Annotated in this window: 12 protein-coding genes; all 12 read right to left on the bottom strand. The window is 31.8% G+C overall.

Going from position 1 to position 12,936, the window contains the following annotated elements; translation table 11 throughout:
* Window positions 1-185 precede the first annotated feature (185 nt).
* The 12 genes from J2Z35_RS13880 to J2Z35_RS13935 all read right to left on the bottom strand — a co-directional run bounded on the left by J2Z35_RS13880 (window position 186) and on the right by J2Z35_RS13935 (window position 12,617).
* Window positions 186-887 carry an SWIM zinc finger family protein gene (locus J2Z35_RS13880; RefSeq protein ID WP_209662000.1) on the bottom strand — a complete coding sequence of 234 codons (702 nt, stop codon included), beginning with the start codon at window positions 885-887 and terminating at the stop codon, window positions 186-188.
* The gene (locus tag J2Z35_RS13885) at window positions 887-3,535 is read right to left on the bottom strand and encodes a DEAD/DEAH box helicase (RefSeq protein ID WP_209662001.1); all 2,649 of its coding nucleotides are present in this window, start codon (window positions 3,533-3,535) and stop codon (window positions 887-889) included. The genes J2Z35_RS13880 and J2Z35_RS13885 overlap by 1 nt, the downstream gene beginning before the upstream one ends.
* A 98-nt stretch (window positions 3,536-3,633) precedes the next feature.
* Window positions 3,634-4,911: an RNA-binding domain-containing protein gene (locus tag J2Z35_RS13890; RefSeq protein WP_330623501.1), complete on the bottom strand. Its 1,278-nt coding sequence runs from the start codon at window positions 4,909-4,911 to the stop codon at window positions 3,634-3,636.
* A 465-nt stretch (window positions 4,912-5,376) separates the two neighbouring features.
* Window positions 5,377-5,769 carry a nucleotidyltransferase substrate binding protein gene (locus tag J2Z35_RS13895; protein WP_209662002.1) on the bottom strand — a complete coding sequence of 131 codons (393 nt, stop codon included), beginning with the start codon at window positions 5,767-5,769 and terminating at the stop codon, window positions 5,377-5,379.
* Window positions 5,750-6,052 (bottom strand): nucleotidyltransferase domain-containing protein, encoded by a 303-nt coding sequence (locus tag J2Z35_RS13900; RefSeq protein ID WP_209662003.1) that lies wholly within the window; start codon window positions 6,050-6,052, stop codon window positions 5,750-5,752. Before J2Z35_RS13900 ends, J2Z35_RS13895 begins: the two co-directional genes overlap by 20 nt.
* A 291-nt stretch (window positions 6,053-6,343) precedes the next feature.
* Window positions 6,344-7,288: a nucleotidyl transferase AbiEii/AbiGii toxin family protein gene (locus J2Z35_RS13905; protein WP_209662004.1), complete on the bottom strand. Its 945-nt coding sequence runs from the start codon at window positions 7,286-7,288 to the stop codon at window positions 6,344-6,346.
* Entirely contained in the window at window positions 7,272-7,973 is a 702-nt protein-coding gene (locus tag J2Z35_RS13910; RefSeq protein ID WP_209662005.1) for a DUF6088 family protein, read from the bottom strand. Before J2Z35_RS13910 ends, J2Z35_RS13905 begins: the two co-directional genes overlap by 17 nt.
* A gap of 350 nt (window positions 7,974-8,323) precedes the next feature.
* Window positions 8,324-8,575 carry a hypothetical protein gene (locus J2Z35_RS13915; RefSeq protein WP_209662006.1) on the bottom strand — a complete coding sequence of 84 codons (252 nt, stop codon included), beginning with the start codon at window positions 8,573-8,575 and terminating at the stop codon, window positions 8,324-8,326.
* A gap of 30 nt (window positions 8,576-8,605) precedes the next feature.
* Entirely contained in the window at window positions 8,606-9,667 is a 1,062-nt protein-coding gene (locus J2Z35_RS13920) for a Fic family protein (protein ID WP_330623503.1), read from the bottom strand.
* Window positions 9,668-9,835: 168 nt separating this feature from the next.
* The gene (locus tag J2Z35_RS13925) at window positions 9,836-10,069 is read right to left on the bottom strand and encodes a DUF4351 domain-containing protein (RefSeq protein ID WP_209662007.1); all 234 of its coding nucleotides are present in this window, start codon (window positions 10,067-10,069) and stop codon (window positions 9,836-9,838) included.
* Window positions 10,070-10,348: 279 nt separating this feature from the next.
* On the bottom strand, window positions 10,349-11,521 hold the full coding sequence (locus J2Z35_RS13930) for an RNA-guided endonuclease InsQ/TnpB family protein (RefSeq protein ID WP_209662008.1): 1,173 nt from the start codon (window positions 11,519-11,521) through the stop codon (window positions 10,349-10,351).
* A 232-nt stretch (window positions 11,522-11,753) separates the two neighbouring features.
* Complete coding sequence (locus tag J2Z35_RS13935; RefSeq protein WP_209662009.1) at window positions 11,754-12,617, bottom strand: copper amine oxidase N-terminal domain-containing protein; 864 nt, start codon at window positions 12,615-12,617, stop codon at window positions 11,754-11,756.
* Window positions 12,618-12,936 lie beyond the last annotated feature (319 nt).

A 12,936-nucleotide genomic window follows, 5' to 3' on the forward strand; every position in this document is an offset into this window, starting at 1 on the left:
AAGGTTGTAAAGTTTTTTTGTCTTTTTGTAATTTAAAAATTGTATTTAATTAGGGGGTTTTTTGGAGACTTTTTCACTGGTCCCGATACGTCCCCTCGTCTCACGCTTTTTTTGGGACAATAGATACGTCCCCTCGTCTCACGCGTCACCCGGTTTAAGTGGGACAATAGATACGTCCCCTCGTCTCAAAGATTAAAAATATCATCAATCTCATCACCACTGATTTCTCTCTTACTTTTTTTCCCTGCGTTTTTAAACATACTTTCAAGCTTTTTTTCCATGGTTTTTTTTATAAGCTCTTCACTTTCAAGATTTCTCAATTCAAAAAAGAGCATAGGATTATCATCAAGCCTTGCACCTACTCCATACAAAGTTGCTGCTACATGCTTACACATACTCGCCCAATCTGGACAAGTACAGCCAAAATGAATTTCTCTAGAAGAAGGGAATAATCCATATTTTTTATCTGTAAACAAAACCTCAAGCTCTTTGGGAAAATCTCCACTTATAAGGCCTTCTAGAGAATCAATCCTATGATTGCAAAGGTCTACAATATGAAGCCAACTAAATCTTTCTATCTCATCTATATGAATCTTCACAATATATGGATTTCTTCTGCTTCCTTGCACCATAGCCTCTATAGTCCCTTTGTTGATCTTTAAATCCAAAATAGTATTTGCCCGTACATAGCTTTTTCCCCTTGGAAGTCTGTTACTAAAATCTGCATAACTCTCAATATTTGTATTCCATGCTTTGCCCCACCAGCTTTTAGCAATTATCCTTCCTTCTATTTTCACTGGATTTAATCCTAAATTGCTTGCTTTGAGTTGTGCAAAATCTATCGCTTTTTTGTCAATAGATTTTTTCTTATATTTATAAAAAGGCATTATAATTCACCATCCAGTGCAAACATATTCATAAGCTCTTCATTAGAATACTCTGTAATCCATTTTTCAGAATCTAAACTTAGTACATCCCCTGAAAGCTTTACTTTATCTTCAATTATTTCATCAATTTTTTCTTCTATAGTTCCTTTCGTGATGAATTTATGAACCACAACATTCTTTTTTTGTCCTATACGAAAGGCCCTATCTGTAGCTTGATTTTCCACCGCAGGATTCCACCATCTATCAAAATGAACCACATGATTTGCTGATGTTAGATTCAGTCCTACCCCTCCTGCCTTTAAAGATAACACCATGTACGGAATATAATTCTCGCTATTAAACTCTTCAACCATCTTTGTCCTTTTTTCTGCTGGTGTGCTTCCATGAAGTACGAACCCTTTTCTTGAAAAAATACTTTCTAAAAACTCAGAGAGTGGATCAGTCATCTCTTTGAATTGAGTAAATATGATTACTTTTTCCCTTTTTTCATAAATACTCTCACATATTTCTCTCAGCTTATCGAATTTTCCACTATCTTGAATTTTATAATCTTCTTTCCCCAAATAATGGTCGGGATGATTGCATATTTGTTTGAATTTCATTATGCTAGATAAAACAATTCCTTTTCTATCAATTCCTTCTTTATCCTCTAAAGAACCTTCAATCTTTTTGATTAATTCTTTATAAAGAGCTATTTGTTTCTTGGATAAAGATGTGTAGGCCTTCACTTCAATCTTTTCTGGAAGATCAGAAATAATACTTTTATCTGTCTTTAACCTTCTTAATATGAAAGGACTGATTATCTTTCTTAGCTTTGCATATCCTTTCAAATCGTCTTTAAGCCCCTTTGCAAAATCAGAAAACTCCTTTGGACTTCCTAAAAGTCCTGCATTTAGAAAATCAAATAAAGACCATAAGTCTCCTAACCTATTCTCAATAGGAGTTCCAGTCATGGCTATTCTAACTTTAGCTTTAATACTCTTTATTTCCTTAGTTTGCTTTGTCCCTGGATTTTTAATAGCTTGTGCCTCATCCAGTATCATATAATTCCATTCTCTAGTTTTTAAATCTTCTATTTTAGATACCATCTTGTAGGTAGTTATATATAAAAATTTATCTTCATTTATTTTCAGACCATCAGAATTTTTAGCAATGCTTTTATGTAGAATTTGATAAGGTAATTCTGGGGCAAATTTTTCTATTTCTTTTTCCCAGTTTCCAATCAATGAGGTAGGCAAAATCAAAAGAGCTTTTCCACCCTTTTCAATCCTTTGGTATTCTAAAAAAGCTATTATTTGAACAGTTTTTCCAAGCCCCATATCATCAGCTAAACAAGCTCCAAGCTCCAAATTACTCATTTGATTAAGCCAGCTATATCCAATTTCTTGATATTTTCTAAGATTTGCCTTAAAAGATGAAGCCATTTTCACATTATCTGCTACTGGAGATTCTAATTTCTTTCTAATATTTTTTAGCCATTTACCATTAGATACAGATATATCCGCATCATCACTGAAAATATCTATTACATTATTTACACTTAGCTCCATTTTCATTGCTTGAGCAAAAGAAATGACCTCACTATTTGATAAATCTTTAGCCTTTTCAAATACTAAAAGAAGAGACTCTAGTTTTTCTTTATCAACCTCAATCCATTTCCCTTTGTACATCACTAAGCTTTCAGCCATCTCCAAAAACTTCCTAAGCTCAGATTCTGAAATTTCTTCATCTCCAACCTTAAGTACTGGCATGAAATCCATAATGCCGTCGAAGCCAACCTTTGAAGGTGAATTTTCACCAACCACAATCGACACCTTCACTGAATTACTTTTCTTTTTCCACCAGTTGGGTACCCTGCACATAATTCCTTCACTCTCATAAATCTCAACTTCCTTTAAAAAAGTATATGCTTCCTCTGAAGTTAATTTTATGGGAGAAAAAAGTTCTCCACTTTCAAGTAGTTCAGATATAAAATTGCTAGACTCCGCTACTTTAATAACAGTTGATATTAAATTTATGAGTTTTTTATTGTCTCCTTCAAACTCTTCAAGGGCTTTTTTTAATGGAGTATGTATAGTCTTTTTATTCGATATAGATTTTGAGGAATATGTAGCTATAAAAGCAAAAGGAAAATCCTTTTCTTTATTTTCAACTAAATGAAAAAATACTTTCCCTGGCATATTTATATTTGAGCTTTTTTCAACAAAATATCTAGCTACAGCTCCATCAAAATCTTTAATTTCTCTTTTAAAAACATCAAGTAAATTATTCCATAGATTTTCAAGCCATTCATCATCAACAAACTCCATACCTATTACAAAAGGAATTTCCTCTTTAAGTTCAATCAACTCATTTTCTGACAACTCAATAATTACATTTTCTCTTTTAAACTCTATATCTATCTCCCTGCTAAGCTTTTTTATTAATATTTCAGCAATATCATGAAGATAAATTAATGAAGGAGAAAACCATTTTTCTTTTTTCACAAAACCTAATTTGTATAAAGTCTCATACTTATCAACTTCAAAGGCCTTTATCCATTTTTCAATAACATCATCAATTGAATTGTTTATTCTTTCAATGACAAACGTATCCTTTAAAAAATATACATCTAGTAAACTATCTTCTTTTTTCTTAATGTAAGACAAAACTATAACACCCTCTTCTCTAAGAAACCTCTTAGCTGTAATAAAATGAGGTCAAGATTGATTTTCCTAATTCTAAACGTTCTTTTCGAATAAAAACTTTACTTTAATTTATAGGTTAATGCAGATCCGCTACCTGTTTTACTTATAATTTTTTTATCTATAAGACTATTAAGTATCCTAATTGTCTTTGATTTATTAAATCCGGTTTTTAAATCGATTTCTTTTCTTGAAAGTTCTACCTCTTCTTTTAATAGCTCGTATATCATATTTTCGTCTTCAGATAAGTCTATAGGATCAATTTGAATTACTGGAAGTATGATTCTAATTCTATTTTCACTTACCTCAAAGTCAGGTTTAGAAATGCTCTGCGTATACTCTTTATTAATTCTTGCTATCCCTGTTCCAAACTTTTCAATAATATTTAATCGATTAAAAACCCCTGCTATTATTGGGTTTCTGAGTACAGAAATATTACCATATAAATATTCGTCTTTAGATATTCCTGCTGGGAGTCCTCCAGGAGAATTTATTTCTATTTTGTCTTCATACATTGCTATTTGTATATATGAGTTTGTATCCCAAACTCTATGGACAATGGCATTGGCCAGAGACTCTCTAAAAGCTTCTCTAGGAATTAGCTCTTTGTTTATTCTATTATAGCCGTCTATCTCTTCAAATGTATAGTATTGCTCAAATATATCTACTGCACTATCAAATTGAGTTAGTAGCGATACACTTTTTATGGTTTTTCTATATAAAATCTTGTTGATATCCTTACCAAACTTGACTATATCAATTCCTGAAAAATCTATATAATTTTCATCCGCAAGCAGCTCTCCTGCAGTATTATAGTAACCATCTTTATGATATAAATTAAGAGTTTTTAAAATATCTAAGTTAAGCCTTTCTATCCCAGCCTCTTTTTTTAGCCTGGCTTCTAAAATACTAAAATTTAAGTCTTGGGACGATGCTTTTCTATCTTCATAATGCATATTAATCCCTTCTAAGGCTAACCTTCTAAGTTCAAATCTATCCACTTCTATGCTTGCAGTATCTCCTCTTTTATAAGCTTTTCCTTTGTAATAATAAGGGGTATCTTTACCTTTTTTAACCTCTAAAATAATTATTGTCTTTCCCTCTACTTCCTTAATAATAATTTCAAAATAAGGAACTGGAGAAAGAGAATCATTAATCATATTTTCAATTCTTAAGGCTTCTTCTTTTGGACTCTCTTTCACACCCACCACATTTCCATAATCATCTAAACCAAAGATTATTTCGCCATCATTATAATTGGCGTAGGCGCTAACGGTTTTTAAAAAAGTTTTTGATGCCTCTTCTTTGAATTCTAAATTGTAACCTTCCTTATTATACACAAGGGTCACCTCCAAAATATTTACAGTATAATTTTACCATAAATATTTCATTTTTGCAACGATATAGCTCTTCGTTGTATTTTTCGTTTCGTTTTTAATCTTTTTTCTAGATATCGTTGCGCAACGTTCTGCAACAAGAGCTCCGTCCCCTCGTCATTTCCCATCATATATCTTTATATTTTTCTATACTTATCCTCTATCACTTTATAATTCTCATGATTAATTTTATCCCACTTTGGAAGTTGGTCACGTTTTGAATGACATCATGTAGCCTTTTATAGGTAGCTCCCGCGGGCATAATGACTCTTCTCCATATTAACAAAGACAAGGGGACGGGAAAGACAAGGGGACGTTTCCATTGTCCCAGAGAAAGACAAGGGGACGTATCCATTGTCCCATTCCCCGAAGACGAGACACGGGGCTTGTAGGCTTAGAATTTTGGGACATTTCACCTTTAAAAGTTATTTAGCTTTGTAATTTCTTTAAAAGCAAATCAAATTCTATGATATAACAATCTACTATTCTACTCGCAATCTCTTCAGCCATTTCTTCTTTATACACATGAGAAGTCATATTTCTATCACTTATCATAAGTAACCAATTATTTTCATTTATAATAAGCTTTTGGACATAAGCTTCTTTAATAACTGCTTTTGGAGAATTTCTATCCATAATACCTATGTCCTCTAAGTATTCTTTTATGGTTTTCCATGCAAGTTCATATGTAAACTCAAATCTCTGAATAAGTCCATCTCTAATCACATCACTAGCATTTTCCTGTTTAAACTCTTCAGCTGCTTCTTTTAATCTATTTGTTGCATTTTTGAAGTTAAGGATTTTATTCTTTAATTTGCTCATATATGACCACACCTTCTTTTGTGATATTTTTAATTAATTCATCATCTAAGCTTTTATCAATAAATACTATATCTATTTTTTTTAAAGTACTTATCTCTTCAATATCAAAGGAAAATAGAGCTTTATCTATAGGTGATAATTCATTTCCAAATATCGCAATATCATAATCGCTTACCCTTGAGTTGTCTCCTCTAGCACGGGAACCAAACAAAACAACCTTTTCTATCTTGTATTTAGTAACTATTTTTTTTATTTGCTCTAATACATAATCTAAAGCTTCCATTTGTATCTCTACTTTCCTAATTAAATTTTCTAAACTATATATTTCTTTTCTCTAATATTATATCACCTATCTAATTCTCTATCCATATTCTGACTATTTACCTGGATGTTGCAAAAAATCTTTATTCTAAAAAATGAAAAGCCCCAGCAAAATTTTGCTAGAGCCTTCATCCTAAACATTTCAAGGTTTTCAAAACTCAATTACCAATCTTTAATTTTATCAAATTTGAGCACGAAAAAGACACTTCCATTGAAGTGCCTTAAAATAACCTTGTCTTTCTTGCTAACACTCCTATTCATCTATCATTTTAAGCGTTTTATCGATTGCGGCAAAAACTTTTTCAACTTCCTCCCAATCTTGTTTCTCATTTGAATAAAGTAATGTTTTATGGAGTAATTCATAGTTTGCCTTTATCTCCTCGGTGAATCTATTTTTCCATACATCAAACCCATAATTACCAAGTGGATTATAATCTTTTGGTATATCTCTTTTTTCTAAATAAATAGAATCCGTTTCTTTTGTAAGTTTGATAATATCCTTTAAATTTTCTTTATCCTCCAAAAAAATATTTATTTCATCCATTTTATAAAGCTTAACAACATCATATATATGTCTCACTTTTCCATGAAGAGTTCCACAAATCGCATGTCTTTTTACAGATAATATTTTGTCTATAAAGGTCCTTTCTATATTAAGAACATTAACTTCTATTTCTTTTAGATGATATTCTTTAACAGCATCAAATTCTCCGATACTCTCTAAAAACTCTTGAATATACGACTTAATTTTTTTCTTTCCAAATGGATGTGGTCTTACACTTGAACCAATCTCTAATTTTATCTTCTCATCTTCTTTATAATTATCATTAAACCAGACATAGCAGCTTTTATTTCTATCGTTTCTTTCTTCATTAATAGTTTCTGATTTTCCTTCTCCTATAAGAATTTTCTCAATACTTTTTAATTTTCTTCCAATCTGTTTATTCGTAAAATCTTCTTCTGGGACATAAGTTAAATCAATATCCTCTGAAAATCTTTCTATTGATTTCGGATAACATTTGCTCAGTGATGTGCCACCTTTAAATACAACCCTATCTATAAAATCGCTATCCGATAATTTTTTCAGTATGATGGTAATAAAGTAGTCTTTTCTAACAGCACTAGAAGGAATATTTATTTTTTGACTGGTTAACTCTATAAGTTCTTCAAATTCTAAATGATTATGATGTAACTCCATATAATTCCTCCATTCTAAGTGCATTATATCTTGATGTTCCATGGAGATAATGATCAACTTTATTTTCTATATTAAAAAAATCTAGTATATTTTTTAGAGAAGCTATAGTGTGTTTTTTATAACCAATGGCTTTTATTAACTTTTGTATGGTTTTTTCATCATAATATTTAATGGAATCTTCAATAATTTTTTTAAATCTTATAATATTTAAATCTTCAATATTTCTATAGTTTTGTAAAACTTCAAGAAGTTCTATCATCTTAATTGTTGAAATATCAAATCTAATATTAGCTTTGTAAATAATTACATTCTTAATTTGTTTTTTCTCTTGGAAAGTAATGTTTGAATATAGCTCAATGGTTTTTGATAATTGAGTTGTGAGTCCTTTATTATTATACATCTGATATCCTATTACAATACCTCTATTTTTATTTATGCCAAGATAATGCTCAAGTATGTTTTTTTCACTAGAAATAGTCGTTCCGAATCTTCCTCTTCTAGGTTTACAGTAAATACCCTTACTTATTCTCTCAATATCTTCATTTTTAGACATCCTTGAGATAGTCTTATAAAAGGCTTGTTCCGAAACATCATTGAATTTTTCTTTATATAGTTTTTGGGTATCAATTATCGTCAATTCAGGATATTCATTAATGCTTTCTATAATTCTACTTGAATAACTCATCACTTCTCACCACCTTCCTTAAAACAATCATACTCTTTCAGTTTATTTCAGTCAAGTTTTTTTAATTTTATCTTGACGTAAAGCAATTTATTTTTTAAAAGTTTAGCTTGAGCTTTTTAATATCTTCCTTGACTTAAACCTGTAGTCTTGATTATCTTATCTATATCCACACCTAAACCTAATAAGTTTCTGGCCACTTCTTTTTTTCTTCTAATTTACCTTTTTCTATTCATTTTTGAGTTCTTTCTTTTCCTCGCTCATTCACAATCTTTAATTTCATCCAATTTGGTTTTTTTATTTAGTTGACACTGGGACATTAGATACGTCCCCGCGTCATTAACGTCCCCGCGTCACTTAAGAAAATCTGCTACTTCCTCTGTCCACTCAGTAGGGCCTCCATTTGGTTCAATAAATTTTCTCCAGTATCTACCTGTTTCTTTATCAAATATAATAATATTGGTTTCATTGGCAGAAACCATTTCATACCTATAATCTTTGGTAGTTGGAATTACTAATTTTTGCAACGAATAAATAATAGAAATACCTAAAATTAAAAAACCTATTATAATAGATATTCCTATAGTTAATGCTTTTTTATCCATCCCTTTATACTCCTTTTAAAATTTATTTGTTCATAATTTAGAGGCTGTATTTTTGATGTATGCAGTTCCTCTACCAGAACCCACTTTTATAATATATCCATCTTTTGACAAATCAGAAAGTGCTTTTTCAATAGTTGTGACACTGATATCAGGGTAAATATCTGAGATCTCTCGCTTTGAAAGTTTACCCACCTTCTTATCGAATAGATCTTTAACCCTTTCTGATTTACCCATTTTATCTATAGCTACAGTTTCTACCCTATCAGAGAAGTCTCTATAGGCTTTCAATAAAATACTTAAGTAGTATTGTACAAAAGGTAGATAACTATTCTCATTTTCCTGCCAGCCTAGGGAACTTTCTTGAAGGGTTTCATAATAACTTTCCTTAGTCCTTTCAATTAGCATCTCCACACTAATATACTTTCCTACAATATAGCCTTGCTGGTATAGAAGTAAAAGTGTTAGGAGTCTGCTCATTCTTCCATTTCCATCATTAAAAGGATGAATGCATAGAAAATCCAATACAAACTTTGATATTAGAATTAACGGGTCAATTCTCCCCTCATTTATTGACTCGCGATAGGCATTACATAGCTTCTCTAGTGCTTCTGGCGTTTCAAAAGCTGATAAGGGTTTAAACCGAATATGACGTCTTCCTTTCTCATCCACTTCTTCAATAACATTATCTTGATTTTTAAATCTTCCCCCATTGGTGGATGGATGAAAACTATATAAGTCTCTGTGCAATTGTAAAATCAAACTTGATTTTAGAGTAATATAATCGTAATTTTCATGAATTGTATTTAGAACTTCCCTGTATCCTGCAATTTCCTCTTCAGCCCTATTCATAGGTTCTGCTTTTTTTGAAACCAGTTCTTCAAGCCTCGCATCGGAAGTAAAGATCCCTTCAATTCGATTCGACGCACCAGTACTTTGAATTTTTGCTAACTCAAGCATGGCCTTAAGTATATCTGGTTTAGCCCTCATGAACAGTTCTTGCTTTCCTTTAAACTCATGGATTTTGGATACTAGATTCATAATCTCAGGAACCATTAATTCATTGTTAATTTCTCTGTAATTAAAATCCTTCACTTCTAGCACCTGCCTACTCTCTATTCTATGTGCATAATTTTACCATCATTATATGCATATAGCAAATAAAATGTGCAGATTTGATTGAGAGTGGGACAATAGATACGTCCCCTCGTCATTATAGTAAAAGCCCCAGCAAAATTCGCTAGAGCCTTTAATATAAATACTTTAATGAATATACTTTTTAGCATCCTCTAGACTTTTATACTCTAATATTTCATCAATTAAAACCTCTAGAGTAACTATATCTAGATTCTCAACTTTAGTTCTTATTTCTGCTGGTAGTGGTCCAAATTTCTTAGTCAATAACCTTATAACGGTTTTAATAAGAGCTCTAACTTCCCCTCTAGCCTCTCCTCTCTCTTCTCCTTCTTCTCTATACTTATCAGCTAATGTCATCATAACTTCACTCCCTTCTGGATAACTGCTTTCTACCTTCTTAATAATCTCTTCAATATCTTCTTCTCTTCAATATCTTCTTCTCTTAATCTATTACTTACAATGAACCTCCCACCACTGATGCAGTAGCTCAGTGGGGGTTTCCTATCATTAAAAGCTAGGCACTTCAATAGCAAAGAAGGTTTGCTTCTTTATTTCATGCAAGGCATGTGAATATACTAAGCTTTCTAAATAGGCAACACTGTTTAAGTGGGCGGGAACACGCCATCTACTACTTTTAGCTTACGCTATCCGTAGATACTTTGTTTCTTTGATATCTCCAATGTATCTAATGTCTTTATACAAATGCTTAGATAGTATGTTTCTAGCACTATGGATATCTCTATGAGCTGTATAACTGCAGACGCATTTGTAATTTCTAGTAGAAATCTTTTTCTTTCTACTGCAAACAGGACATGTTTGACTTGTATAGCTTTCATCTATCTCATTAATAGTTATGTCACTGCTTTCTAGCTTATATTTAAGGTAATCCTTTAGCTTTCCAAAGTTCCAATTGGATAGTTTTTGGTTTACCTGTTTTGTCTTTTTGCCCTTTGTGTTTCTTTGAACTCCCTCAACCTTACCAATGACAACTTCTTTAACTCCTTCATTTACAGCAAAATCTACAAAGTTTTTAGTTGTTTTATGAAGGATATCTTTGATTTGAGCTTCAGACTTTGACAAGATGTATCTCTTAGCTTTATTGTACTTTTTATACTGCTTAGAGCCCTTCTTGGATTTACTCATTAACCTTTGAAGCTCGGCTACCTTTTTGTTTCTTAGCCTATTTACTGACCTCATCTTTCTGCCAGTTATAATTAGGGCGTTTTCACTTTTAGTATAGGCAGCAATTGTATGGATTTCCCCAAGGTCAATACTGCAGATATTATCTCCAGTATTTGGACTTATAACTGCTTCATCATCATATGTTATTGAAACCATAAGCTTTCTGTCATAGATAAGCTCTATCTCTTTAATGTCATGATGTGGAAGATTTTTTATCCATATTGTAATAGGCTCCCTTCTTTTGCCATTTCCTGTGCCCATAGATAAAGTTATTTTTCCATTTAGATGAACTGTAAATGCTTTGTCTACCCATTTGGTATTGAAGTTTTTCTTTTTCTTGTATGGATATTTGTTTTTAAGGCCAGCCTTTCTTGCTTTAAAGGTAGCGTCTCTTGAAAATAGATACTTATGACAAACAGCTTGTACTGATTGACTATGAAGGGGATATTTATCTTTTAGTTCCTTTTGAAGTTGAGTTTTACCTATCCACTTACCATTATTTGCAAGTGAGTACTCCTTAGCTATTTTAAGGCAGCTGTTATATATCTCAGCTGAAATACGATTACACTCAAATAGTCTATCTAGATTGATCTTAGTTGTAAAAAACTCAGTTTTAAGGCACCTAATCATTTTAGTCCTCCTTTCTCTCAGATTCACAAAACATATGTTCTTCTATATCTACCCAAATATTTCACACAAAAAACTGGATTCTTAATTATTTTTTTGTTTTAAGACAAAAAAGCAATCCATCCCGCCACTGAATTTAAGAAAAAACTCAGTGGGGGACTTCTTGCCTAAGTTCTGTTAAATTTGAGTTATCTAATTTAGTTGACACTGGGACATTAGATACGTCCCCTCGTCATTATCTACCAATCTTATATGTCTTTAATTTATTTGGTGCAATTTCAAATTCAAATGCTACTATTACATCTCTTGTTCCTTTTACGCCATCTATATCATAGGCTAAAATATAAAGTACATTTGTACCTTCAACTAATTCATTAAATTCCCTTTCAAAAAATGGAAGACTATTATTTTCCCCTTTTTTCAAAATAGGTTGCGTAGTTCTTTCCAAAATTTCGCTTCCTGTTGGTGCTGGTTCTCCTTTTGGCTTTGTAAGATATTTAGCAGATGCATTTACTTTTGGCAATCCTATGCTTATTCCAATTTGCCCACCAGTATATTCCATAAATTCAAAGGTTTCTTTATCAAAAACCTTAGATTCTAAATTTTCATCATACTCTATTTCAGCTACCGGTTCCATAATCTTTACAGTCCTAGTCTCCCCATTCCAAGAAGTTTCAAGACCTAATGACTGAGCTATATATGCTAAAGGAAGCATTGTTCTGCCTTCTATTACAACAGCCTTAGTATCCATCTCTATTACTTTATCTCCAGCATATATTACATTTTCATCTAGAGGTAACCTAATCTCTTTTTCTCCATGTATTATTGTTGCAGTTCTTGTTTCTTGACTCCATTTGACTTTTGCCCCAAAAGCCTCTGCAGCATATCTCATAGGAACCATTGTTCTAGAATTATGTATTATTGCTGCCGAATCCATTTTCTTCTCTACTCCATTAATTAGATAGGAAGGTTCCCCAACATTAAAATATACTTCATTTGAAGAAGTCACTCCATAAGCTAAAGTACCCAACATATTAGAAGTGATCGCTGCAAATAATATCCCCGCCGTTATTCTCTTACTTTTTAACAGTCTCTTCATCTTCAAAATCCCCTTTAATTTTATTTCCCAGCCTTATATAAAGGCTGAATTCTCTAAATATTATATCATAATGCTTTAAAGTTTGGCTCAAAAGAAAAGCCCCAGCAAATTTTCGCTAGAGCCTTCATCCTAAACATTTAAAGGTTTTATGATCTAATTCACAACCTTTAATTTTATTAAATTTAGCGGACTAATTTAGTTGAAGCTGGGACATTAGATACGTCCGGGACCAGTGAAAAAGTGGTCCTTTTCCCCTCTAAAATGTTAACAAGATTTCTTTAAATTCCATTTTACACCTAATAATTTGAAATTCCTCTTT

It is taken from the genome of Acetoanaerobium pronyense (assembly GCF_017874355.1).
In the GTDB taxonomy this organism is placed as follows: Bacteria; Bacillota; Clostridia; order Peptostreptococcales; family Filifactoraceae; genus Acetoanaerobium; species Acetoanaerobium pronyense.